Here is a 22,735-nt window from a genome sequence, read left to right as displayed (position 1 = left end):
ACGCAAGGAGAAGGAACATGACACGCGTCTGGTTGGTGACCGGGTCGTCGCGAGGGATCGGCCGATCGTTGGCCCAGGCCGTCCTGGCCGCGGGCGATCGCCTCGTGGCGACCGCCCGCGACACGAGCAAGCTGGCGGAACTGGTTCGCGCTCATGGCGAGAACGTGCGCCCCGTGGCGGTCGACGTCACCGACGAACGGGCCGTGGACGCGGCGATGCAAACAGCCCTGGATGCGTTCGGCCGGATCGACGTCGTCGTGAACAACGCCGGCTACGGCGACCTGGCGCCGATCGAAAACACGCCACTGTCCGCCTTCCGCCGGCAGATCGAGACGAACCTGTTCGGAACCATCATCGTGACCAAAGCAGCGTTGCCGATCATGCGCGCGCAAGGGACGGGACACTTCATCGCTCGGCAGCGACGCCGTGCGCATCGTGGAGGCAGCCGAACAAGCGAAGGCCGCGGCCGACCTTCTGTGGCGCCCGCTCAGTGTGTCGACCGATTTCGACGTGGCGCAGTGAGAGGCGCGCACAGCGCCGTGCAACCCGCTTGACGGCCGTTCCCGAGCCGCCCTTCACTCGAGCGTGAAGCCCACCTTCAACGTCACCTGCCAGTGGGCGACCTTGCCGTCCTCGATATAGCCTCGCGTTTCCACGACTTCGAACCAATGCATGTTGCGGACGGTCTCGCTCGCCTTGGCCAGGGCCGTGTTGACGGCATCTTCGATGCCCGAGGGCGAGGACCCGGTGAGTTCCAGAATCTTGTACACGTGCTTGGACATGGCACCTCCTGACAATCGATGCTCGATCCAGCTCGGCCATGGCACGGGCGCGAGCCGACAGGACCAGTATGTCCGCTTCCGCGGGCCGCTGCCTGGGCTCGCGCACTCGACGCCAGGCAGCCGATGCATTAGTCTGGGGCCGTGCCCGCGAACCTGTCGCCCGAGTACAAGGCGGCGGAAGCCGCCTTTCGCAGGACGCGCGACCCGCACGAACGCCTGAACGCGCTGCGCGAGATGCTGCGCACGATTCCCAAGCACAAGGGCACCGAGCACCTGCAGGCCGACATCAAGGCCCGGATCAAGGGTCTGGCAGAGCAGCTCGAGGGCGGCATGCGCAGGGCCGGCGGGCACGGCGGGCCCGCGCTGGTCATCCGTCCCGAAGGGGCTGCCCAGCTGGCCCTCATCGGCCCGCCCAATGCGGGCAAGTCGTCGCTGCATGCGCGATTGACAGGATCCGGCGCGCATGTCGGGCCCTACCCCTTCACCACGCAGCATCCCGAGGCGGGAATGATGCCGTTCGAGGACATCCACTTCCAGCTGATCGACCTGCCGCCGGTCAGTGGGGAGCATCCGGTGCCGTGGCTGGTGAATGCATTGCAGACGGCCGATGCGGCCCTGCTCGTGGTGGACCTGGCCGACCCCTCGTGCCTCGACCAGATCCAGTCGGTGCAGTCGGTGCTCGCGCAGCAGCGCGTGACGCTGAGCGACCGATGGCCCGCCGGAGAAAGCGCGCCTGCGACTGTGTCCGTCCCCGACGACAACCCCTTCGCCCTTCAACTGCCTTCCCTGCTGCTGGCGAACAAGGTCGACGGCGTTGCGGATGCGGACGCGGAGCTGCAGGTACTGCGCGAGTTGAGCGGGGCGCAGTGGCCGATGCTCCCCGTCTCCGCAGCGACCGGTCACGGGCTGAGCGAGATCGGGCCGTGGCTGTTCCGGCACCTGGGCGTCGTGCGCGTGTACACGAAGGTGCCGGGGCACGACGTCGACAGGCAGCGTCCGTTCACGCTACGCCGCGGCGAGACCGTCGGGGACGTGGCCAGGCATGTTCATGGCGACGTCGCGCGGTCGCTGCGCTACGCGCGGGTGTGGGGCCACTCCGCGTTCGGCGGGCAGCACATGGGCCCGGAGCACGTCCTCGAGGACGGCGACGTGGTGGAGCTGCACGCCTGAATCGGGGGATGTCAACCCGTGCGATGAGCATCCACGCCCTGCTGCCTGGCTGTATCAACGCTTGGGCTTGGGCCGACCCGCCCGCAGCGGACCCACGGCGCGTCGCATCAGCGCAAGCGCGGCCAGTGCCGCGACCGAGCAGCCGACCGCGAGCGCCACGGTGCCGAACGAGAGTGCTGCTTCCGCGGGGCCCGCGCGAAACATCGCGGCGACGAATTCGCCACCAATGAACGAGCCGAATATGCCCACCACCATCGTCTCGACGAAGACGACGCGGTCGCCCGAGGGTTGGACGCGGGTGGAGAGCCAGGCCAAGGCTGCGCCGATGGCCAGCCATGCGGCGATGTTGCTGGATTCGATGATGCGCTCCGGTGCGCCGCGAGGCGCGACGTTGCGACCCATCATGCGCCTTGCGCGAGCCGCCCGGGAGTTTTGTTCGCGGCCCCCCGACAAAGTGCCGGCCCTTGCTCATGCATTGGCTTGCCAGCACGGTTTCCGGCAGTGAGGTATCATGCCTTCGCCGACGTTTCTCAAGAGTCTGCGTCCCTGGTTTCTCTTCCCCTGCTCCCGCCCAAGCGGCGAGTGTCGTTGAATCTCCCACCGATGATTTCTTGGCGTTCGCACGGCGCAGCTTCACGCTGCCCGCAACACTCCTCATCGAAAGATCGACATGACGACAAACCAGACTGGAACCGTGAAATGGTTCAACGAAGGCAAGGGCTACGGCTTCATCGCCCCTGACGGCGGCGGCAAGGACCTGTTCGCGCATTTCCGCGAGATCCAGGGGGCCGATGGCTTCAAGACGCTCGCCGAGAACGCACGCGTGCAGTTCGATGTCACGCAAGGCGCCAAGGGACCGCAGGCTTCCAACATCCGCGCGATCGCCTGACTTGAGTTCCCGCCCTATCGCGGCAACGCCGCGCAATGCCGCCGCACAGCGCGTCGGCAAGTATCTCGTAGCCCCTTTGATCAAGGTTCTCGAAGACGGATCGTTCGCCAGTTCGGTGTCGATCCGCTCGGGCTCGGGCTCGGGCTCCGCAACCACCGACCGCGTGTTGCGCTTGATGCGCACCTTCCGGTGCGCAGCCGAGGCGGCCGCCGGCGCGCACGCGGAAGCGCGCCGCTGGATCGACGATTCACGCGGATCCCGCTTGGCTTGCGCCACCTGAGGAGATCCGTTTGACCGAGCCGCTGCTCCTGACGACGACGCGCGTTTCGACGTTCCGCGGGCGCCAGCTGCTCACGGCCGCCACCGCGTTCTTCTTCTTGCGCGACGATCGTCTGTTCGCGGTCACGAGCCGCCACGTGCTGCACGACGAGCCGTCCGGGCATTTTCCCGACCGCATCGAACTCGTGCTTCACGTGGACCCAGCGGATCTCACGCGCACCGTGCTCCTTTCGATCCTGCTCTATAGCGAAGGGCGCGCCGTGTGGCGGCAGGGCACCGACTCGGGCGGGCCGGTCGATGTTGCGGTGATCGAGCTTGAAAGCGAGAACATGCCGCAAGGATCGGTGATGCGCGCCTTCGAGCCGCACCACATACAGTTGCCCTCGGCAGAGGTGGAGGTGGGCGCTTCGCTGCGCATCGTCGCCTTCCCGCTGGGCTTCTACGACACGAGGCACCACCTGCCGGTGGTGCGCCATGCGATCGTCGCCTCGTCCTTTGGCGTTCGTTTCGAGGGGCACGGCTATTTCCTGACCGACGGGCGGATGCACCGGGGCACGAGCGGTGCGCCTGTGGTGCTGCGCCGCGAGGGAGCCGATGGGCAGGGTCCGTGGGGGCTGCTGGGCATTCATTCGGCGAGCATGGACATGCGTGACCGCGACGCCGCGCAGGACGAGACGCTCGGCCTGAACTGCACCTGGTATGCCGACATCCTGATGACGCTGACGCAGATCGATGCCGGTTTCAGCGAAGCCGAAATGGGCCCACGTCCAGGCGCACGCGCTCGCCTGGCGTGCAAGCCAATCTCCTGAAGGAAGAATCGTGAGCGACTCCAACAAGCGGAATGAATGGGACCAGCACAATCGCGACGAAGCGAAAGAGCGCGCCGCGCAGCAGGAGTCCGCGGGCCCGGGGTACAGGCCCGTGCCGACCGAGTCCTATGCAAACGTGAGTGGATCGCCCGAGGCGACGGATGCCGACCTGGATGTGGCTGTTCTGATTGACGACTACGAGCGCTCCGCGGCAGCGGAGCGCCTGGCGTGGCTCGCGGTACGCGATCTCGTCGCATATGAGACCGGTACCGGAGCTTGGAACGCGTGGAGGGATGCCGTCGAGCGCACGCAGCGAGCGGCGCGGTCCCTCGTCAATTACGAGACCGGGCGCTCTGCCCGAAGCTGACCGGCCAGGAGAGATCGATGCCCTTCTACACTGACGACCCATCCACGAAGATTCGCCCCGGCGGCTTGCGGTACCAGAGCAAGCTGGCCGGGAGCAGCTTCACTGGAATGGCGTCCTCGAACATGAGTTGCCTCCTGTGTGGTCGACACCGCCCGCGCTCCCAACTGCGTGCGTTCAAGCTCGCGGGCGCGCCTCAGTACCGCTGCAAGGACGGTTGCTGATTCAAGCTGCCGCCTCGGCATGGCGGCGACGCGTTGAAGGCTGGCCCTGGCCGGAAGCGGCCATGGACGGCAGCAGCGACAGTGAGCCGTCAGCCGGGATTGGGCGCGGGGCAGGCTTCGTCAAGGCCCGCCAGACCGGCCAGCTTCTGCAGGCGCGAGCGCCGGTCCAGACAGGCTTGGCGCTGCGCCTCCGCCGCTTTCTGCTTCGCGAGGCGAGTGGCCTGATCGCGCGCCGCCTGCAGCTGCGCGATGCGCTCGCGGATCTGGGGCATCGCAGCCAGGGCCGCCTTTTCGCCCTCCAGGATGGCACTGGCACGCTGCGAGAAGTCGGCCCCGCCGATGTCGAGTACCTGCGGTCGCACGATGACATCGGCGCGAGACAGCTCGGCCTGACCGAGCTTCTGGCCCATGATGGCAACGGACTGGCCGATGGTGCCCAGCATGCCGGTGGGCGTCTGGCCGCGCGCCTTGTTCGAGATGTCCACCGCGACCACCACATCCGCGCCCAGTTCGCGCGCCGCATCCACCGGCACGGGGCTGACGACGCCTCCATCGACGAAATGGTTTTTGCCGATGGTGACGGGCTGGAACACGCCGGGCACACTGCTGGAGGCCCGCACGGCCTGGCCGGTGTTGCCCCGGACGAACACCGTGCGCTCGCCGTCCTCCAGCCGCGTCGCCACGGCCGCGAAGGGCTTGGCAAGCCGCTCCAGCGGTTGGCGGCGCACCTGCTCGTTCACGAAGTCTTCGAGCTTCTGTCCCAGCAACAGTCCGCCCGAGGACAGCTGCAGATCGCGGATCTTGGCTTCATCGAGCGCGACGGCCTTTTCCTGAAGCTCGAACGCGTTCATGCCACTGGCATAGAGCGCGCCCACCACGCTGCCCGCGCTGGTGCCGGCCACCACGGCCGGCGCGAGGCCGTTGGCCTCCAGCATCTTGATGACGCCGATGTGCGCAAAGCCCTTGGCTGCGCCGCCGCCCAGGGCGATGCCCACCTTGATGGCAGGCATGGGAGAGGACGGCGGCGCGACCTGTGCGGTCGCCGAGGCCGGCGGCCCTGCGGGGATGCTGGCCGGTGGCGTGCTGCTACAGGCGGCTATGGCAACAACGCCCACGAGGCCCAGTGGGCGACACAAGACGCCCAGGGCGGCGGATAAGCGGGTCGGGGTGTTCAGGCGCATGCCGGGAAAGAAAGGCGCTGATGGCAAACGCAGGAGTTTACCGGGCGCTTGAGAGCTAAAGGAAAGTCGACATGCGCCAACGAATGCTTTCGACCCGCAGCAGATGTTCGCCTCGCATCGTGCGCCTTGCACAGTTTCAGCCTTGTGCCCGCAAAGCGCCTTTGTTCATCTTCCGTTCAGCTTGTCGGTCGCAGGATGCGCACACCGTGCGGGCCACTTGCGCGCGCGTCTTTCAACCAAATGGGGGTTTTATGGATACGGAACGCCACGTCTTTCAGTCTGGCTCGAAGCGCACACCGACCCTTGTGGTCGTGTGCGCCTGCGCATTGCTCCTGAGTGCCTGCGGTGGTGGATCCGAAAGCGTGAGCTTGGGCGTCAGTGCCATCGTCGCCGGTCGGCCGCTTGGCACTGCGTTCGTGCCGGGGAGCGTTGGCACAATCGACCTGGCGGCAGGCCAGTCGATCGAGCTGGACGCCACCGAACCCGTGGATTGGGCATTCAGCGTGGGCGACAGCCCTCTGTTCGGAAACGGGGCCACCGTCTACTACGGCGGACTGGCGATCACGGAAACGGCCGTGAGCCCATCGCGCGTCGTGCTCGAAACAGCCGTGACCGGTGCCTATCTTTCGCCCATCACGATCACGATGACCGCGACTTCGAGAATCGATGCTGCTGAAGTCGCGAGGGTCGATCTGGTGGTGCATTGATCGGGCGGCTGTGCGCGCCTCGGCACCGGGTTCCGCCGGTCGGCGACTTCTGTCAGGTCCGCTTCGCGGTCGGAAGCGGACGACAGGCGTTCTGCTTCGGCGCCCCGAAGTCAGCCCACCAGCCCCTGCGCATCGAACAGCCTCGCCACCGGCCCGCCCGAGGTCGCCGCCTGGATCACGAACCCGCCCCAGGACAGCGGCACCACGACCGGCGCGGTCGCGTGCGAACCCACGATCACCTGCGCGGGCCCCAGAGGCGTGCCGTCGGCGGCGAAGCGGCGCGCCAGCACCTGTGCCGGCCCTTCGACCCACGCGACCACCGCGCTGCCATCGGCTAGGACCCCCACGGAGGGACTGGACTGCCCGGCCGCGACCTGCGGCGGCACCGGGTCGCCGGTGACGGCCTGCGGCCCGGCGACAGGCGCGCCGTCCGGCCCGAGCCGTTCGATGAACACCACGCCCGAGCCGACCTGACCTTCCCAGGCCACCGCGGCGCCGCCGCCCGGCGCGGGGCTGACGACCGGGATGCCGGAGAGGGACGCCGCGTCCAGCGCGATCGCCTGCTGCGGACCGGCCGTGCCGTTCGAAGCAAAGACGCGTGCGAAGAGCGCGCCCGTGCCCCACACGACCAGCACGTTGCCGTTGTCCAGGCCGGCCACGTTGGGCATGCCCTGCGCGGTGGTGACGTTCACCTGCTGCGGGCTGCCGGCGGGGCCCGTCGCCGAGAAGCGCTGCAGGAAGATGTTCAGGCTCCCGGATTGCAGCCGCACCCACACCAGTGCGGCGCCGCCATCCGGCAGCGCGGCAGCCCGGGGCAGCGAGCCCGGCACGATGCGCGACGTGAAAGGCGTGGTGATCGCCACCTGCACGGGCGCCGCGACCCGTGCGCCGGATGCATCCAGTAACTGCGCGAACAGCGGGAAGTCGTTGGCGAGCGGCTGCTGCGGATTCAGGTTGGGCCCGAGCCAGGTGCCGAGATAGCCGGATGCGAGCAGCGTCAGCGCAGGCGACGAACCGTCGGTGCCGATCGGCAGCGTGATCGTGACCGAGGCGCCCAGCGCATTCCCGAACGCATCGAAGCGCTGGACGACGAAGTCGCCGCTGCCGTTGGCCTGCACGATGGCGTAGCCGCCGCCCGGCAAGGGACGGAATGGGCCGGCCACGAGCTGCAGCATCGCGGTCGATAACGGAAGCGTGCGCAACTGCGCCGTGATATCGCCCGTGAGCAGCCACTGCCCGGAGTTGCCCGCGGCGTGCACCGCGGCGCACGGGTCGAACGCTGCCACGACCAGGTCCGCGAGCGTGCCGGCCGGCACCTGCGCGGCTGCTTCCACCGTGGTGCCACCCGGCACTTTCAGGGCGGCGGTGGCACCGGTCGAGAACTGCACGGTGCCGTCCGCCGTGGTGAGCCGCACCTGCGCGGCGTCACCGGACCCGAGCGGGGCGAGGCCCAGCATCTGCAGCACGCCCGATTGCGGTGCCAGGAGGTCGATCGTACGCGGCGACGGAAAATCCTGGACCTGCTGCTGGCTGCCGCGCGCGAGGCTCACGCCCGTGACGGCCATCAGCAGGTGCGTGATCGACGAGCAACTTGCGGATTGGGGGCCGTTCTGCTGGCGCGCATCGGCAGCCATGCCATCCCCGCCACTGCCGCCGCCGCAGGCGGCCAGCACCGCCATCGCGACCAGCGGCACGAGACGCCGCACGCGGCCGCCATTCGTTTGCGCCCAGGCCATGGCGCAGCTCCCTCCGGCAATCCGGATCGACGATCAGGTTACGCGCCGCAAGATGGCACTGCAAGCTCATACGCGGCCTGCCAGTGCCGCGTGCGAGTCGCAGGCGGAACCGAACGCTCGGCCTGGCGACTTAGCCATCAGATCCGTCACCGAGCTCCAAGGTTTCTTCGCGGGATTGCAGGGCGCGCGGCTTCAGCCCGGTGATCGGCATCGACACCATGTCCTGAGGGCAAACATCCCGCGTAGATACCTAGCGTCCCGTACTTTGAAGGATCGTTCGATTACTGCCTGCCATCCGCGTCCGGCGAGTGCCCGCGTCGTGCACCGCGGACATAGATGACGTGGTACACGAGCGCGACGAGTACGCTACCGCCCACGATGTTGCCCGCGATCACCGGAGCCAGATTGCGGAACAAGTCTCCCGGGCCCAGCGGAGCGCCGAGCAGCATGGCAAGCGGCATCAGGTACATGTTCGCGATCGAGTGCTCAAATCCCGCCGCGACGAACGCGGTGATCGGAAAGACGATAGCGACAACCTTGTCGGTGACGCTTCGCCCCGCGGACGCCATCCAGACTGCCATGCAGACGAGTACATTGCAAAGCACACCGCGAAGGAACGCCTCTCCAACGGAAAGTTGGGCCTTCGACATGGCGATGCGGATCGCCGCGCGCCCGACATTGCCATCGTTGAGTGACGCGTGTCCCGACAGCCAGACGAGAAGTGCCAGCCCGAAAGCGCCCAGGAAGTTCGCGCAACAAACGACGAACCAGTTGCGAAGCACCTGCCGCGTGGTAACACAGCCGTCCGCCCACGCCATTGCAAGCAGATTATTGCCGGTGAAGAGCTCGGCGCCGGCCACGCTCACCAGGACAAGGCCGAGACAGAACGCCATGCCCCCCAGGAGCCGCGTCGCGGCAAATCCCAATGTGGCGTCGCTTGCCACCAACGTGAACATCAAGGCACCCAACCCGATGAAGGCTCCGGCAAGCACACCCAACATCGCAAGCGGCAGAAACGCGAGTTTTGCCTTGGCGACACAGAATTCATCCACGCGTGCGGCAATCTGGGCCGGTGTGTATGCGTCAAAGCCGTCTTTACCGTCCATGGCGAATAATTCGGTGGCAGGAACAGCGTACGAGGTCGGCCTGCGCACAGGATGATGTAGGTCAATCACAGGCAACATGATCGGTCCGCGCCGCCACTTCGGGCGCCGGCGAGCCCGACCATGGATGAGCGCGCCGCTGGAATCCAGAGCAGGGTGTCGTTCACCCCCCACCCTGTCCGTACTTGTCGGAATCAGCGCGGTCCTTACGCGCGGGGCTACGTGGCGCGAGCACGCCGGGGCGTCATGTGCGCTTCCGATCCGTGGCAGCCATATTGCGGAATTTCCGCGCGGCGCCGTTCGGCGCACTTACTGCCGTATTCTTCCCGCGCGGCCGATCATCGACAGCTCCACATAGTTCGAACCCGTGTGCTGAATCGGGTCGAAGTCGACCATGTAGTCGCCGGCGTCGTACCCACGCATGCCATCAAGGGCGGCGATGAAGCCGCCGCGGGTGGGCGCGCGGCCGGACCGGCGCAGCGCCTCGACGATCACCTTCGCTGTGATGAAGCCTTCCATCATTGCGAAGCTGACCGGCAGCTGGAGTTTCTTCTGATTCGCCAGGTCGTTGAGTTCCTTGGCGGCACGCGTCGATATCGTGTAGGGGTTGGGTACGACCTGCGCGATCGCCAGGCTTTGCAACTGGGCTTCGGACAGCCGTCGCGACAGCTGCTCGATGTCGACACCCGAGTAGGTGAACAGCTGCGCAGTTCCCCCTGCCGACCGGTACTGCTCGATGAAGCTCATTGCCGCGCCATTGCTGGCGATGACGATGACCGCTTGCGCCGACGAACCCGCGAGCGTGCTCACCGCCGGCCCGACGCGCGTCGTGCCCCCGACGTAGGAAGCTTGCGAAACGATGGCGGCGTGCGCATTGCTCGCTGCCGCTTGCATTGCAGCCACCAGGCCCGATCCCCCGCTGCCCGCCTCGTATAGCAAGCCGATTCGAGTGATCCCTATGGTCGCCAGGTACTGCACGATGCGCTCGATTTCCTGCCGAAGACCGGCTCGCACGTTGTACAGCAGGTGCGCACCCGCCTGGATCTCCCATGAGCGGTAGCCTACCAGTGCGATCCCTTCCCGCTCCAGCGTCCCCGACGAGAGCAGTTGGCTTACGTTGGCGCTACCAAAATAGCCTGCGAGTACGAGCGGCTTGGTCTCGGCGAGCAACTGAGTGGTGACCCGCACGGTTTCCGCGGGGCTGCCGTGGTCATCCCGCCGGGCGAACACCATCGTCTTCCCGTTCACGCCGCCACTTGTGTTGACTCGGTCGAACACAAGCTGCATGCCGGCCGCGTAAGCGCGGGCTTCCGTCGAATCGAGCGGTGCGACCTGGCCGATCACGATGTCGTCCGCTGCGGATGCGGACGGCGCGATGACCAACCCAACGACGAGCACAGCCCCTATCGCGAGCAGACGTTGCACGTGCATCTCCTACACCGAACGGCTCTCGGCCAGGCACTCGAGTGCGCGGCGGTCCGTGACGACGAGGGTCCCTTGTTCGTAACGGATCATCGAGCGTCGTGCGAGCTCCCCGACAGCCTCGTTCGCCCGCTGCCGGGAACACCCGATCAGGGCAGCCAGATCCGATTGCACGAGCGGCAGCGCGATGCGCACTTCGCTGTCTCCTTGCTGCACGCCGTGGTCCTTGCTCAGCCGGTGCAGATGCCTGGCCATGCGCGCCGACAGGCTCAGTGTCGTCTGCTCCTCGAGCAACCGATATACCGAGGCCAAACGCATCGACTGCCAGGCCAGCAAGGCACCCTGGAAGTCGGCGTGCTTGTCCATCAGCGCGGACACGGCTTGCCGATCGACCTCCCCGACGCGGGTCCCACCGCAGGCCGAGGCCTCGTGCGAATGGCCCTGATCCCTTTGCACGGGCAAGTCACCGAACCACTGCCCCGAACGCAGGTACCGCAAGGTGAGCGAGCGGCCGCCCGACGAGAAGGAAGTGGCCACGCGCACCGATCCGGTCAGGCAGACCATCCACGCGCGCACGGGCGCTCCGGTGCGGAAGATCATCTCTGCCGGCTCGCACCATCGCACGCGGATGGCCCGCAGCAGATCGTGCCGCACGGCAGCAGGCAGTCCCGCGAACCACGAGTTGGCGGCCAACGCCAGCCGCTCGGTCGTCTTCAGGCGCCACCCTTCCTGGTCGCGCGACGCGGCTCCTTCCGCGCAAAGCTCCTCCAGCAGCTTGCGGCCGGTGGGGCGATCGCCGTTGCTCAGCTCGGCGCCGAGCATGGATCGGCGGCCGCTTCCGGCTTTTCGATGCGGACGGTGTCGCGGGAGCGTTCCAGCGCACGATAAGCGTAGTAGGTCTCGACCAGGGAAAACGCCCAGGTCGACAGCGCGAGGACATAGAAGATCGTGTGGTCCGCGTCGTCGCCGGGTATCTTGTAGAAGTCGTAGATCGAGGCGATCGCCTGCGACGTCAGCATGACCAGGAGCAGCCCGATCGCGTGCTTCTTCTGCCCCGCGCCAAGCAATCTCAGGGCGAAGTAGGTGAGATAGACCGAATAGGCGGTCCACATGGCCAGGTAGAACCAGGGCTTGGCCGGAGCGACCGCGTCGACGGCCACCAAGATGACCGCCCCTGCGAAACTGGCGACGAAGTAGCCGGCGTCCGCGAGGGTCGATGGTTTGTAGTCATGCGTGACGGCCATCAGGCCCGCCGTGGCGATGACCGGCAAGCCGAAACCCCGGGAGAACGCGTCGAAGAAGAACGCGATGTTGTAGAGGTCATGCGAGCCGGTGAGGAAAAAAAGGAAGAAGTTCGTCCCCGACAGCGCGACGATCAGCCACTCCAGCCCGAGCAGGTAGTTCCGCTTCCTGAAGAACTTGAAACCATAGAAGCATCCGGCCAGGACCATGAAGGTGTCGGCGAGGATGAACGCCAGAGATTTGATATCCATCATTTGCTTTCGGGGGTGAGGCTCGCCAGATAGGTGGCGATCGCTTTGAGGTCGTCCGCGGACGTGGCCGTGGAGATCGTCTTCATCATGCCGCTGGGTTCGATCCGGCTGCCGGAGGCGAACGCGTCGAACTGCGCGAGCATGTAGTCGTAGCCTTGCCCGGCCAGCCGGGGAAACCGGTCGTGGCCCATCAGCTTGTCACCGTGGCATGCGGCGCAATTCTGCGCAGCCACGAGTTGCCGACCCTTGTCGCGCAGTCCGGGATCGGGTTCGAACCACCGGTTCTCGCTCACCGCCTGTTTGGCGAAGTGGTCCGCCACGGTCTTGACTTCGCTGTCGCTGAGCGACATGGCCAGCGGCCCCATCGTCGGGTTGCTCCGGTGTCCGCTGGCGAAGTCGTGGAGCTGCGTCGCGATGTAGGCAGCCGGTTGGCCCGCCAGGCTCGGATAGCCCTGGTGCTGCGAGTTGCCGTTGGCGCCGTGGCAGCCGATGCAGGCATCGGCCAGTTGCGGCCAGGGCCCTCCGTTGGCCTCGTAGGCCGCAGCCGCTGTGTCGACATAACGCTGCAGGCGGTACAAGTCGAGCAGCTCGGGGCCGAAGATGGCCAGCAGCACGACAACGATGGCAACAACGGCGCCCGATATCCACTTTTTCATCCGAATCTCCTAGGCCCGGCGCAATGCGCTGAGGGCTTGCAGCGCGGCCTGGTGCCCCGAGCGCACCGCCCCGTCCATGTAGCCCGCCCAGATGTCGGCCGTCTCGGTGCCCGACCAGATCAGGTTGCCGCAGGGCAGATGAAGCGCTTCGCCATGTGCGGTCCAGAAGCCGGGCGGGATGGCCGAAACGCATGTGATCGACCAGGGGTCGGCGCGAGCCCAGTCGTGGTCGTGGTACGAGACGGGCGTCAGCGCCTCGCGGCCCAAGGCCTGTGCATAGATTTCCGCCAACACGCGCTGCGCCGCCGTGAGGTCGGAAGGCAACGCCGCGTTCAGCACGAAAGCGTTGATGACGCCGATCTCTCCTTTCGGTGGCGAGTTGTCCCAGGCCCAGATGACAGGGCCGCCCATCTGGAAGATGTGCCCGTTCAGCCCTTTGTCGCGCCAGAACGGGCGCGAATAGACCATCGCCGTCTTGCGCGCCGGTGAGTGAGCTGGCCACGCGCGTTGCAGCGCGGCCCGCTTCCCGGGCAGGGGCGGATCGAAAGTCACTTGATTGCACAAGGCCGGATGGATCGCCATCACGACCCGGCGCGCACGCACCTCGCCCTTGTCCGTGTGAAGCGTGACCACGTCGCGGTCCCAACCGGTGATCCTGCGCACCGGGCACGCAAGGCGCACCTTGTCGCCCAGTTGCTGCGCCATCTTGGTGCTGATGGCCTGCGAGCCGCCGACGAATCGCGTCTCCTGCGCGCTGTGCTTGATGGAGTCGAGCTGTTCGTAGTCGCTGTTGGCCGAATTGATCATCGACAGGAAATGCAGCAGCCCCATCTTGGCCGGGCCCGCGCCGCCGGAAAGCAGGACGCTGCCGTTCCAGCCCACCCGGTCCTCGGGCTTGATGTTCTGCGTCGCGAGCCAGTCGCCGACCGAACGCTTGTCGAACTCGGCGGCTTTCGGCGCCTTCCACGGCGCGCCCGAAGGGACGTCGCGGGAGAGTTCGCTCAGCTTCGCGCCGATGGTTTCGTCGGTGCCGAAGGTGCCGTGCAGGTCGATCGCCAACTTGCCATTGCCGCCCAGGAGCGTCGTCTTGCCTTCGTAATACGTCGGGAACGTGCCGATGTCGAGCTCACGCGCGAGATCGGCCACCGCGGTCTGGCCGGGCCCGATCCACTGGCCGCCGACTTCGGAGATATGGCCTCCGCCCACGTCGGCATTGAGCGTCCTGCCGCCCACGCGGCCTCGCGCCTCCAGGACCACGAAGGACTGGCAGCCTGCCAGTTGCAGGTCCCGCGCCGCGGTCAGACCGGCCAAGCCTGCGCCGACGATGGCGACATCGAGAACCTCGGGCGATGGGCCCGCGCTCGCAGGCGCGGCGTGCCACCCGATGCTGCCCACGGCGGCGGAAACCCCGGCCACCTGCAGCAGTTGCCTTCGCCTCAGCGTGAGCTTCATTCGCGCGCCCACCCGTTCTGATACAGCTTGCTCGCGAGCACGCCCAGGCGCGACGTGAGGATGTAGTTCTCGCCGTCCTCGATCAGCGCCGAGCGCGCGTCACGGAACAGCTTCTCGATCGGGTACTCGCGGGTGGTGCCGTTGCCGCCGAACAGTTGGAACGCCTCGTGCGTGATCTTCATCGCCTCCTCCGTCACGCTGACCTTCGACTGCGCGGTCGTGTACGGGTGGGTCTGCGGCGCCATCCGCGCGAAGGCGAGGCTGCGGCGGGCGCTGGCGCGCGCCATCTCCAGCCGGCGCAGCATCTCGCCGATCCGGAGCTGCGTCATCTGGTGATCGATGAGCAGCGCCCCACCCTGCTTGCGCTCGTGGCAATAGGCCAGCGCCAGCTCGAACGCAGCGCGGGCGACGCCGACGAACACCTGGGACATATGCGTTCCCGCGTAGGACCACGTGGACGTCAGGTTGCCGAGGTATTCGTCCTTCAGCGCGATCGCGAAGCGCTTGGGCACCTTGACGTTGTCGAAGAAGATCTCTCCCTGGGGCAGTGCGCGCTGGCCGATCTTGTCCAGCGGCTTGCCGCGCGAGATCCCCGGCAGGTCGAGCGGAATGATCATCCCGATCCCGTTCGTGAACGCGCCGTGCTCGCCGGTGCCATGGAAGCCGTCGCCGTAATCGGCCGCCATGTACGCGAGCGCGACCTGCGCGATCGAGCCGTTCGACACCCACGACGAGTACTGCCCGTTGATCACGATCTCGTCCTTGCCGACCTTGGCGGTGACGTTGCCCATCGGCTGCTTGCCGTGCGCACCGACTTCTTCGCGGTAGAGGATCGCGGCGTCGGAGCCGCGGTCGGGCTGCGTGTTCGCCCAGCAGCCGATCTTGCCGGTGCACAGGGCTATCAGTTCCTGGTTGCCGACCGACTGCGCCATCATCAACGGCATCCCCGCGACACCGATCGACACGGCCAGGCCGGAATCGCCCCAGCCGAGCTCTTCGCCGATCAGCGATTCGGTGCGGATCGCGATCTCGGGCGGCAGTTGCGCGAGCAAGGCCGGATCGAGCCCGAGCTTGGCGCTCTCCATCAAGACAGTCCAAAGCGGCGAGCCCGGCGCGATCACGTCCTGGGGCGTCATGCGATCGAGCTCGCGCCCGAGCGGCCGCATCACGTCGCGCGCGAAGCGGTGCACGGTCTTCTGGATCTCGCTTTCCTCGGGGCCGAGCGGCACCTCGAAGCCGGTCAGCCCGACCGTCGGCAGCTCCGTGGATTTCTTCAGGCGAATCATTGCGGGTTTCCTTGTCTTCGTCGGTAGAACACTTTACCAAACATAGGTCACTATACAAAACACGGGTCGAAAAAGAAGACAGGGTTTACCCCTGTCCTTTGGCGGCTCGCGGCGACAGCCGTGCCGGCGGCTAGACGACTCCCTCGATCAGCTGGTTGACCACGGCGCGGAACTTCGCATCGAGCCCGCGAATGTTCAGGCGCTTGTGCCGGCCCGCGCCCAGCTGAAGGGCCAGGCCGTCGGCCATGGCGATGATCAGCGAGGCGACTTGCATGCTCTCGGCCGGCTTGCACTGCGGATTGACCGCGCGAACGAGCTGCGCGATGCCGCCCGTCAGCGCCTCGTACCACTCGTCCAGCAGCCTGGAGCATTCGGGGTCGGTGGACGCCAGCGACACGAAGTGCCACCACAGCGCCGTCTCCTGCGATTCCCTGGCGTCGCTCAGCGCCCGCTCCAGGAGCTCGCGCAACGCGTCGCCGGGAGAGACCTTGTTGTCGGTGACGCTTTTCAGGTTTTCCATGTACGCGTCGATGATGGGCTGGATGACCGCCCGCACGACGTCCAGCCGCGTCGGGAAGTAGTACTGCAGGTTGCTGATGCTGATCCCGGCTTTGAGGGCTACCGCGCGCAGCGAAAAGTCCAGGCTGCCGCCTTCCAGCAGCAGCTTGCGGGCGACGCGAACGATGGTGTTGCGCGTGCGCACGCCCTGCGCGCGCAAGGTGTCGGGTGTCGCCCTCGCCGTCGCGGTCGTGGTGCGCCGTTTGCGGGGGGTACGCTGCTCAGTGGGTAGGGTCATCGGGCGGTCGTGTTTTGACGGTCAGACAAAAATCATACGACACACTGTCGTCACGGTATCGGCGATGCCCCCAGGGCGGCTGCGCGACGCGCCTTGCGGTTCACCTGTTCGTCGAGCAGGTTCATCAGGCCCAGCGTCCCGCGGACGGCGCACCACTGCAAAGGCTCGGGCAGCGTGGACGGCGTCTTGCGGCGCAGTGCCGCGAGACGCGGATGCTCGATGCCGCCAATGAGGTCGGCGAGCAACTGCCCCATCAGGGACTGTGTCGCGACGCCATGCCCCGAGCAGCCGGCCGTGTAGAGGATGTTCCCATGCGATCCGGTTTCGCCCACGACCGGCAGCGCGTCGTAGGCCATCGTGACGTAGCCGCTCCAGCACGACCGGATCGCCACGTCCCCCAGCATCGGGAACCGGTCGCGCAGCGCCACGGCCAATGCCCCGTACGCCGCATCGTCCGGCACGTTCGGCGTGCGCGAACCGTACGCATAACCCAGCCGCTTCGTCGTCAACACTAGCGAATTGCGAGCGGTCAGCCGGTGGCTTTCCATGGTCCAGTGGGCGGTGACCAGGCCTTCGCGGCGCGGCCAGCCCAGGAGCGCCAGCTGTGCGGCGGAAAGCGGCTCGGTCTCGATCGCGGAGACCCGCAGCGACATCACCTTGTCGCGCAGCAGGCCCAGCTGCGGTGTGTAGGCGTTCGTGGCGAACACCAGGAACGGGGCGCTCGCGCTACCCCTTGCGGTATGTGCCTTGACGATCGCGCCTTCTTCGTACGACAGCAGCGGCGAGTGCTCGCAGATCCTGACGCCGGCGGCCAGCGCCGCACGCCGCAGGCCTGACACGTACTTGCCGGGATCGAGCGTGCCGCCGCGCGGCATGTGGCAGCCGAACAGGAACGCCGGCGGGATTCCGCGCGCGCGCATCTGTTCATCGTCGAGGAACTGCGCAGGCGAACCCAGCTCGATGCCCGTCTGCATGCTCTCGCGCAGCTTCTTCTCCTGCGAGGGATGCACGCCGGCGCGGATCACGCCCGACGCGTTGTAGTCGCAATCGATCTCCAATTCGCGGAGTCTTCTTTCGACATAGTCGACGCCGTCGTCGTAGAAGCCGACGATCTTCTTCGCCTGCTCATGGCCCACCCGCTTGACGAACAGGTCGTACTCGAGCGCCTGGCCGCCCGCGAGGTAGCCGGCATTGCGGCCGCTGGCGCCGGAGCCGGCGAATTCGCGCTCGAGCACGACCACCTTCACTCCCCGCGCGGCAAGCTCCAGGGCAGTAGACAGGCCGGCGAAACCGGCACCGACCACGACCACGTCCGCGATCACGTGGTCCTCGAGCGGCGGCTGCGGATCGTGTGGTTTGTCCAGCCAACCGCCAAGCGGACGGAATTTCTCCATGTTCATCAATGCCTGCTCAGAATGTGAATGGCGAGCGCCGCCTCTTCGATGCCCTGCAACCCTCCGCCGTTTTCCTGGATCGCATGGCGTGCGCCGGGAACCTGGCGCACGCCGGCTTCCCCGCGCAGTTGCGTCACCAGTTCGTAGAGCTGCCCGATGCCCGTCGCGCCGAGCGGATGCCCCTTGGACTCGAGCCCGCCGGACGTGTTGATCGGGATACGCCCGCCGAGAGTGAACTCCCCACGCTCGGCGGCGGGCCCTCCATCGCCGAACGGCACCAGGCCCAGGTTTTCAGCCTGGATGATCTCGCCCATGGCCGACGCATCGTGGACTTCGGCGACATCGATGTCTTCAGGGCCGAACCCCGCCTGCTCGTAGGCCTGCAGCGCGGCGAGGCGCCCGATGCCCTTGTCCGGTTCGTCGATGGGGCGACGCGTGAAGCTTCGCATCACGCTCGCGGCAACGCCGATGCAGCGATGGCGGTGGGCGCCGATACGACGCAGGCCCTGATCGGTGCAGAGGATCGCCGCGGCCGCACCGTCCGTCACGGGCGCGCACATCGGCAAGGTGATCGGATACGTGATCGGCGGCGCGGCGAGGATTTCATCGACCGTGAACGCCTGCCGGAACTGCGAATACGGGTTGAACACGGAGTGCCCGTGGTTCTTCGCGGACACTGCCGCGATCTGGCGCTGTGTCGTGCCGTAAGTCTTCATGTGGTACCGGCACAGCGCGGCGTAGATCTTCATGAAACGGCTGTAGGGCCGATCCGATTCCGATCCGGGCGGGGGAACGATGCCTTCGCCCAGCTTTGCCAGCGTCGCCACGTTCTCGTCGACACGCGAGACGTCCCAGCCCGCGTCGAACAGCGCGAACGATTTCGCCTTGTCCGGCACGTTCATCTTTTCCGCGCCAAGGGCCAAGGCGACGTCGCAGGCACCGGCCTTGAGATGCTGGATGGCCAGGTGCACCGCAGTGCTTCCGGAAGCGCACGCGTTCTCGACGTTGAACACCGGGATGCCCTCGATCCCGATCTTGCCGAGCACGACCTGCCCCGGGATCGACAACTGTCCTTGCAAGGCCCCGTTGGTGATTCCCGAATAGAAGGCTGCACCGATGTCGCGGGCATCGCAGCCTGCATCGCCGAGTGCGCCGCGCAGCGCCTCGCCCGCGAGATCCTCGACACTGCGCTCGAAATGCCGCCCGAAGACGGTCATGGCGACGCCGGCGATGTAGATGTTTTCCATGTCCGTGTTCAGATCCTGCGTTGCACTCCGCGCCAGTACTGCTCGCGCAAGTCCTTCTTCAACACCTTGCCGACCGCGCTACGCGGCAGCGCCGCTACGAAGTCCACGCTCTTGGGCGCCTTCACGGAGCCGAGCCTGTCCTTGCACAGCGCGATGAGCTCCTCGGCCTTCACCTCGTGGCCGGCGTTGAGCTCCACCACCGCCTTCACGGCCTCGCCCCATTTCTCGTCGGGCACGCCGATCACCGCGCAGTCGCGCACCGCAGGGTGTGTCCACAACACCTGCTCCACTTCGCTCGGGTAGACGTTGAAGCCGCCGCTGATGATCATGTCCTTCTTGCGGTCGGTGATGTGCAGGTAGCCCTCGGCGTCGAGGTGGCCGATGTCGCCCGTGTGCAGCCAGCCGTCGACGATCGTCTCGGCCGTCTTGTCCGGCGCCTTGTGGTAGCCCTTCATGACGAGGTCACCGCGTACGCAGATCTCGCCGGTTTCGCCTTGCGGCAGCGGCTCGTCGCGCTCGTTCATGATCTCCACGCGTATCAGCGGGTTCGGGCGCCCCACCGACGAAAGCCTTTCGTCGGGCGCGAGTTGCCCGTCGACGAAATGCTCGGCGGGCGTGAGGTAGGAGATCGACGCCGGTGCCTCGGTCTGGCCGTACCCACCCGCCATGACCGGACCGAAGACTTCGATCGCGCGCTTCAGCTTGCCGACCGACATCGGGGCCGCACCGTAGATGAAGTACTTGAGTGAGCTGAAGTCCTGCTTCTCGATTCCGGGGATGTCGAGCAGCCGGTAGATCACCGTGGGCGGCAGGAAGAACTCGGTCACGCGATGCTTGGCGATCGCGCCGAGCAGGGTCGCCGGATCGGGCTTGGTCAGCACCACCACCGTTCCCCCACGCGCCGTGCAGGGCACCGAGAGCATGCCCGCGGTGTGCGTCATCGGCGCCGCCGCGAGGTTCACGGGACGCTGCGTCCCGTAGGGGAACGCCATCATGAACTGCGCGAAGTACGTTTGCAGCCCTCGATGCGTGTTCATCACGCCCTTGGGTATGCCTGTCGTCCCGCCTGTCGCCGAGATGGCGATGATGTCGTCCATGTCGTGGTCGACGTCCGGCGCCGTCGAGGGCTGGCTCGCGCTCCACCGCGCGAGCGATGGCGCCCAGGGCAGGTCTGCATCGATGCACACCCAGAGCTTGATCTTGGGCAGCTTCTCGCGCATCGCCTCGATTACGGGAGCGAATGCGTTCTGGAAGAACAAGGCTTCGCAGTCGAACGCGTCGAGCACGAAGCGGTTCTCCGCGGGTGCGTTGCGGCCGTTGACGGGAATCCACACCAGGCCGGCGCGCCACAGCCCCAGCGTACAGGTCCAGGCAGTGACGTCGTTGTCGGCCCAGACGGCGGATTTCGCCTCCTTTTCAAGGCCGGCGGCGATCAGGCCGTTGGCGACCCGGCACGACAGGTCCCGGACCTCCTGGAACGAGTAGCTGCGTTCGTCCTGGATGTACGCGACACCGCGCGGGTTGATGCGCCAACCGCGGTCGAAGAAATCAATGATGGCCATTGCGGATGGCCTTTGTCACAGCTGCGCTACCGTCGCGCGGGCAAGGCCACGCTGCTCGAGGAATCCCAGCAGGTAGCGATGCCCGAACGCCTTCGAGCCGGAAGCGAAGCCGACCTTCGCGGTCTCCCCATCGAGGAGCTTGACCACGCCGGCGGTCTGGATCGCGCCCGTCGAGATATAGGGCGTGGTGCCATGCACGGTGGCCCGCACCGCCCCGATCTGGCCGCGGCCGATGGCGAAGTCGACGGTGCGCTGCAGCGTCGTGCGCTCGCGCGGCGGCATCGCCGGCGTGGTCGAATCGACGATCTGCTTGAGCACGGCGTCTTGCTGCTCGCGCGGCAGGTGCTTGTACTCGGCCTCCCACTTCTTCCCGAGCGCGTGCACCATGTGCATGGCCTGGTTGTCGTAGAAGCCCACGCAGGAGATGCAGCTGCGCACGCGAGGGTCGTGCTCGAAGTGGACCGGCAGCGACGTGCCGCCCCAGGGCAGGCAGAACACGGGCTGCATGAAGTCGGGCGACACGATGTTGAACGACGCATCCGCGGCGTGCGGCACCAGCTGCTTCTCCCACAGGAAGCAGGCTTCCTGGCGATACCCTTCGAAGATGGTCGCCGTCGAGCCCACGCTCACCCCCGCGCCGCCACGCGGGCCGCGGCACAAGGCGGCGGTCTCGAGCGCATCGACACCGGGCGTTTCCAGCGCGAGCTCGGCGGCGATCTCGGAGAACGTGTACATGTAGGCGTTCGACGGCGACACGAGCAGGCCGGCCTGCCGGAACTGCTCGCCGAACTTGTCGCGCACCTGGCGGATGTAGGCCTGCTCGCCGGTGGTGTCGAGGTGATGGCAACCCGCCTTGAGCGCGGCCTCCACGCCGATCAGGCCGAAGTTGTGGAACGGACCGACGGTGTTGCACACCACCTTCGCGCCGCGGAAGACCTTGGCGAGCGCGTCGACCTCATGGGGCGCTTCGACGAGTTCGTAGTTCGCGGATTCGAGGCGCACGACCCGCTGCGCCATCATTTCCTTCGCGCGTCCGGCATTGCGCGCAACGGCAGTGAAGGGAATGTTCTGGTCGATCAGCCAGTCCATGATCAGCATGCCGGTGTAGCCGCTGGCGCCGTAGATGACGACGGGGTGTTTTGCCATTGTTGTCTCCTGAAACTTCCGGTGGATGAGGGGTGATGAAGGTGAGGCCCGGCGCGTCTACTTCGCTGGGCTCGCGTCGGGCAGCGGACCGGTCATGGACAGCAGGATCGGCCGGGCGTTCCCACCGAGCACGGCCGTCAAGGCTTCCTGCTGCGGCCGCGTCGTGGACTTGAAGGTCCTGCCGTGGTCGCTGCTTTCGAGGATGGTTCCGGCCATGCCGGCGACGATCACGCTGCCATCGGCAAGCTCCGCGATGCCGGTCAGCGATTGCGTTGTGCCGGATGCGACGGCCGTCCACGTCTTGCCGTCGTCGTCGCTGCGATACAGGTGCCCGCGCATGCCGCAGGCGAGGAGCGTGCCGTCGGCGAGCGACAGCCCGTACCACAGCGAACCCATGCCGCCCGTGTTCACGGCCTCCCACGACTTGCCCTTGTCCGTCGAACGGAAGAGGCTTCCGCCCTCCCCCGCGATCAAGAGCGATTCGCCTTTCGACGCGAACACGTGGAACAGGTGACGGTCGGCGTTCTCGCCGGTTTCGATAGCGAGCTTGGACCAGGTGCGGCCCGCGTCGTGCGTCTCGATCGCCCAGCCGTACAGCCCGATGGCGATACCGTGATCGACGCGGTCGAAATGCACGGAGAGGATCGGCCGCTCGACGCCCGGCTCGGCGCGCAGGAGCGTCCAGGTTTCTCCGGCATCCTGTGTGGCGAGCAGGACGCCGTCGTGACCCGCCGCGTAGCCGCGTTGCGCGTCCACGAACTGAACGGAAGTCAGCAGGGAGCGGACCGGGACGGCCTTCGCCTGCCGGAAAGTCGTGCCGTCATCGGACAGGAGGACGACGCCATGGTCGCCCACGGCGACGACGCGGTTGCCGGCCCGCGCGGACGCGAGCAGCGGCGCGGCAATGGCGTTCGGGACATGCGCAGCGGCCTGCAAGGTGGGCCAGCTCTTCGCCACAGGAGCATCAGCCGCGTTTGCGGCGCATGCAAGCGTACAGGCGATCGCCAGGGGCGGCAGGAATCGGAGCAGGTTCATGA

General features: G+C 66.8%; 24 protein-coding genes. 7 read left to right on the top strand and 17 right to left on the bottom strand.

Features of this window, described 5'->3' with window-relative positions:
• The first annotated feature begins 17 nt into the window (after positions 1-17).
• Positions 18-554 (top strand): SDR family NAD(P)-dependent oxidoreductase, encoded by a 537-nt coding sequence (locus AC3EF3_RS07040; protein WP_488531442.1) that lies wholly within the window; start codon positions 18-20, stop codon positions 552-554.
• A 21-nt stretch (positions 555-575) separates the two neighbouring features.
• Here the strand turns inward: AC3EF3_RS07040 and AC3EF3_RS07035 are convergent, their stop codons facing one another.
• Complete coding sequence (locus AC3EF3_RS07035; protein WP_488531441.1) at positions 576-782, bottom strand: dodecin; 207 nt, start codon at positions 780-782, stop codon at positions 576-578.
• A gap of 141 nt (positions 783-923) precedes the next feature.
• Here AC3EF3_RS07035 and AC3EF3_RS07030 point away from each other — a divergent pair, with 141 nt between their 5' ends.
• The gene (locus AC3EF3_RS07030; RefSeq protein WP_488531440.1) at positions 924-1,952 is read left to right on the top strand and encodes a TGS domain-containing protein; all 1,029 of its coding nucleotides are present in this window, start codon (positions 924-926) and stop codon (positions 1,950-1,952) included.
• A gap of 54 nt (positions 1,953-2,006) precedes the next feature.
• Here the strand turns inward: AC3EF3_RS07030 and AC3EF3_RS07025 are convergent, their stop codons facing one another.
• Complete coding sequence (locus AC3EF3_RS07025) at positions 2,007-2,357, bottom strand: hypothetical protein (protein WP_488531439.1); 351 nt, start codon at positions 2,355-2,357, stop codon at positions 2,007-2,009.
• A gap of 265 nt (positions 2,358-2,622) precedes the next feature.
• Here AC3EF3_RS07025 and AC3EF3_RS07020 point away from each other — a divergent pair, with 265 nt between their 5' ends.
• Genes AC3EF3_RS07020 through AC3EF3_RS07005 form a run of 4 tightly spaced genes read left to right on the top strand, consistent with a single transcriptional unit; the run spans position 2,623 to position 4,296 of the window.
• A complete protein-coding gene (locus AC3EF3_RS07020; RefSeq protein WP_488531438.1) occupies positions 2,623-2,841 on the top strand; it encodes a cold-shock protein in 219 nt (72 codons plus the stop codon).
• A 1-nt stretch (position 2,842) separates the two neighbouring features.
• Complete coding sequence (locus AC3EF3_RS07015) at positions 2,843-3,121, top strand: hypothetical protein (RefSeq protein WP_488531437.1); 279 nt, start codon at positions 2,843-2,845, stop codon at positions 3,119-3,121.
• Between the two features lie 10 nt (positions 3,122-3,131).
• Positions 3,132-3,929, top strand: a complete 798-nt coding sequence (locus AC3EF3_RS07010; protein WP_488531436.1) for a trypsin-like peptidase domain-containing protein — start codon at positions 3,132-3,134, stop codon at positions 3,927-3,929.
• A 10-nt stretch (positions 3,930-3,939) separates the two neighbouring features.
• Positions 3,940-4,296 (top strand): hypothetical protein, encoded by a 357-nt coding sequence (locus tag AC3EF3_RS07005; protein ID WP_488531435.1) that lies wholly within the window; start codon positions 3,940-3,942, stop codon positions 4,294-4,296.
• Positions 4,297-4,606: 310 nt separating this feature from the next.
• On the opposite strand, the gene AC3EF3_RS07000 is transcribed toward AC3EF3_RS07005, so the two are convergent.
• Positions 4,607-5,698: a patatin-like phospholipase family protein gene (locus AC3EF3_RS07000; protein ID WP_488531434.1), complete on the bottom strand. Its 1,092-nt coding sequence runs from the start codon at positions 5,696-5,698 to the stop codon at positions 4,607-4,609.
• A 362-nt stretch (positions 5,699-6,060) separates the two neighbouring features.
• On the opposite strand from AC3EF3_RS07000, the gene AC3EF3_RS06995 reads away from it, so the two are divergent.
• Positions 6,061-6,405 (top strand): hypothetical protein, encoded by a 345-nt coding sequence (locus AC3EF3_RS06995; protein ID WP_488531433.1) that lies wholly within the window; start codon positions 6,061-6,063, stop codon positions 6,403-6,405.
• A gap of 110 nt (positions 6,406-6,515) precedes the next feature.
• On the opposite strand, the gene AC3EF3_RS06990 is transcribed toward AC3EF3_RS06995, so the two are convergent.
• The 14 genes from AC3EF3_RS06990 to AC3EF3_RS06925 form a co-directional block, all read right to left on the bottom strand.
• Positions 6,516-8,141: a DUF4382 domain-containing protein gene (locus AC3EF3_RS06990; protein ID WP_488531432.1), complete on the bottom strand. Its 1,626-nt coding sequence runs from the start codon at positions 8,139-8,141 to the stop codon at positions 6,516-6,518.
• A gap of 281 nt (positions 8,142-8,422) precedes the next feature.
• The gene (locus AC3EF3_RS06985; protein ID WP_488531431.1) at positions 8,423-9,247 is read right to left on the bottom strand and encodes a formate/nitrite transporter family protein; all 825 of its coding nucleotides are present in this window, start codon (positions 9,245-9,247) and stop codon (positions 8,423-8,425) included.
• A gap of 306 nt (positions 9,248-9,553) precedes the next feature.
• A complete protein-coding gene (locus tag AC3EF3_RS06980) occupies positions 9,554-10,675 on the bottom strand; it encodes an ABC transporter substrate-binding protein (protein WP_488531430.1) in 1,122 nt (373 codons plus the stop codon).
• A gap of 3 nt (positions 10,676-10,678) precedes the next feature.
• Positions 10,679-11,488 carry a Crp/Fnr family transcriptional regulator gene (locus tag AC3EF3_RS06975; RefSeq protein WP_488531429.1) on the bottom strand — a complete coding sequence of 270 codons (810 nt, stop codon included), beginning with the start codon at positions 11,486-11,488 and terminating at the stop codon, positions 10,679-10,681.
• Positions 11,470-12,159 carry a hypothetical protein gene (locus AC3EF3_RS06970; RefSeq protein ID WP_488531428.1) on the bottom strand — a complete coding sequence of 230 codons (690 nt, stop codon included), beginning with the start codon at positions 12,157-12,159 and terminating at the stop codon, positions 11,470-11,472. The genes AC3EF3_RS06975 and AC3EF3_RS06970 overlap by 19 nt, the downstream gene beginning before the upstream one ends.
• Positions 12,159-12,815 (bottom strand): c-type cytochrome, encoded by a 657-nt coding sequence (locus tag AC3EF3_RS06965; RefSeq protein ID WP_488531427.1) that lies wholly within the window; start codon positions 12,813-12,815, stop codon positions 12,159-12,161. Before AC3EF3_RS06965 ends, AC3EF3_RS06970 begins: the two co-directional genes overlap by 1 nt.
• 9 nt (positions 12,816-12,824) lie before the next feature.
• Positions 12,825-14,267 (bottom strand): flavin monoamine oxidase family protein, encoded by a 1,443-nt coding sequence (locus tag AC3EF3_RS06960; RefSeq protein ID WP_488531426.1) that lies wholly within the window; start codon positions 14,265-14,267, stop codon positions 12,825-12,827.
• The gene (locus tag AC3EF3_RS06955; protein WP_488531425.1) at positions 14,264-15,553 is read right to left on the bottom strand and encodes an acyl-CoA dehydrogenase family protein; all 1,290 of its coding nucleotides are present in this window, start codon (positions 15,551-15,553) and stop codon (positions 14,264-14,266) included. The genes AC3EF3_RS06960 and AC3EF3_RS06955 overlap by 4 nt, the downstream gene beginning before the upstream one ends.
• A 130-nt stretch (positions 15,554-15,683) precedes the next feature.
• Positions 15,684-16,349 carry a TetR/AcrR family transcriptional regulator gene (locus AC3EF3_RS06950; RefSeq protein WP_488531424.1) on the bottom strand — a complete coding sequence of 222 codons (666 nt, stop codon included), beginning with the start codon at positions 16,347-16,349 and terminating at the stop codon, positions 15,684-15,686.
• 50 nt (positions 16,350-16,399) lie between these two features.
• On the bottom strand, positions 16,400-17,749 hold the full coding sequence (locus tag AC3EF3_RS06945) for an NAD(P)/FAD-dependent oxidoreductase (protein WP_488531423.1): 1,350 nt from the start codon (positions 17,747-17,749) through the stop codon (positions 16,400-16,402).
• Positions 17,749-18,990, bottom strand: a complete 1,242-nt coding sequence (locus AC3EF3_RS06940; RefSeq protein ID WP_488531422.1) for a thiolase family protein — start codon at positions 18,988-18,990, stop codon at positions 17,749-17,751. Before AC3EF3_RS06940 ends, AC3EF3_RS06945 begins: the two co-directional genes overlap by 1 nt.
• Before the next feature lie 8 nt (positions 18,991-18,998).
• Positions 18,999-20,552, bottom strand: a complete 1,554-nt coding sequence (locus AC3EF3_RS06935) for an AMP-binding protein (protein ID WP_488531421.1) — start codon at positions 20,550-20,552, stop codon at positions 18,999-19,001.
• A 15-nt stretch (positions 20,553-20,567) separates the two neighbouring features.
• Positions 20,568-21,698 (bottom strand): saccharopine dehydrogenase family protein, encoded by a 1,131-nt coding sequence (locus AC3EF3_RS06930; protein ID WP_488531420.1) that lies wholly within the window; start codon positions 21,696-21,698, stop codon positions 20,568-20,570.
• 57 nt (positions 21,699-21,755) lie between these two features.
• Complete coding sequence (locus AC3EF3_RS06925) at positions 21,756-22,733, bottom strand: WD40/YVTN/BNR-like repeat-containing protein (RefSeq protein WP_488531419.1); 978 nt, start codon at positions 22,731-22,733, stop codon at positions 21,756-21,758.
• Positions 22,734-22,735 lie beyond the last annotated feature (2 nt).

It is taken from the genome of Ramlibacter sp. GS1-15 (assembly GCF_057785015.1).
This window is presented reverse-complemented; position numbering and strand designations above follow the sequence as displayed.

Bases quoted from the DNA above. Each gene is read 5' to 3' on its own strand.
- AC3EF3_RS06970 (WP_488531428.1), bottom strand. From the start codon at position 12,159: ATGGATATCAAATCTCTGGCGTTCATCCTCGCCGACACCTTCATGGTC.
- AC3EF3_RS06960 (WP_488531426.1), bottom strand. From the start codon at position 14,267: ATGAAGCTCACGCTGAGGCGAAGGCAACTGCTGCAGGTGGCCGGGGTT.
- AC3EF3_RS06950 (WP_488531424.1), bottom strand. From the start codon at position 16,349: ATGACCCTACCCACTGAGCAGCGTACCCCCCGCAAACGGCGCACCACG.
- AC3EF3_RS06930 (WP_488531420.1), bottom strand. From the start codon at position 21,698: ATGGCAAAACACCCCGTCGTCATCTACGGCGCCAGCGGCTACACCGGC.
- AC3EF3_RS06985 (WP_488531431.1), bottom strand. From the start codon at position 9,247: ATGGACGGTAAAGACGGCTTTGACGCATACACACCGGCCCAGATTGCC.
- AC3EF3_RS06955 (WP_488531425.1), bottom strand. From the start codon at position 15,553: ATGATTCGCCTGAAGAAATCCACGGAGCTGCCGACGGTCGGGCTGACC.
- AC3EF3_RS07035 (WP_488531441.1), bottom strand. From the start codon at position 782: ATGTCCAAGCACGTGTACAAGATTCTGGAACTCACCGGGTCCTCGCCC.
- AC3EF3_RS07020 (WP_488531438.1), top strand. From the start codon at position 2,623: ATGACGACAAACCAGACTGGAACCGTGAAATGGTTCAACGAAGGCAAG.
- AC3EF3_RS07040 (WP_488531442.1), top strand. From the start codon at position 18: ATGACACGCGTCTGGTTGGTGACCGGGTCGTCGCGAGGGATCGGCCGA.
- AC3EF3_RS06980 (WP_488531430.1), bottom strand. From the start codon at position 10,675: ATGCACGTGCAACGTCTGCTCGCGATAGGGGCTGTGCTCGTCGTTGGG.
- AC3EF3_RS06940 (WP_488531422.1), bottom strand. From the start codon at position 18,990: ATGGAAAACATCTACATCGCCGGCGTCGCCATGACCGTCTTCGGGCGG.
- AC3EF3_RS06935 (WP_488531421.1), bottom strand. From the start codon at position 20,552: ATGGCCATCATTGATTTCTTCGACCGCGGTTGGCGCATCAACCCGCGC.
- AC3EF3_RS06925 (WP_488531419.1), bottom strand. From the start codon at position 22,733: ATGAACCTGCTCCGATTCCTGCCGCCCCTGGCGATCGCCTGTACGCTT.
- AC3EF3_RS06990 (WP_488531432.1), bottom strand. From the start codon at position 8,141: ATGGCCTGGGCGCAAACGAATGGCGGCCGCGTGCGGCGTCTCGTGCCG.
- AC3EF3_RS07000 (WP_488531434.1), bottom strand. From the start codon at position 5,698: ATGCGCCTGAACACCCCGACCCGCTTATCCGCCGCCCTGGGCGTCTTG.
- AC3EF3_RS06975 (WP_488531429.1), bottom strand. From the start codon at position 11,488: ATGCTCGGCGCCGAGCTGAGCAACGGCGATCGCCCCACCGGCCGCAAG.
- AC3EF3_RS07025 (WP_488531439.1), bottom strand. From the start codon at position 2,357: ATGATGGGTCGCAACGTCGCGCCTCGCGGCGCACCGGAGCGCATCATC.
- AC3EF3_RS06945 (WP_488531423.1), bottom strand. From the start codon at position 17,749: ATGAACATGGAGAAATTCCGTCCGCTTGGCGGTTGGCTGGACAAACCA.
- AC3EF3_RS06965 (WP_488531427.1), bottom strand. From the start codon at position 12,815: ATGAAAAAGTGGATATCGGGCGCCGTTGTTGCCATCGTTGTCGTGCTG.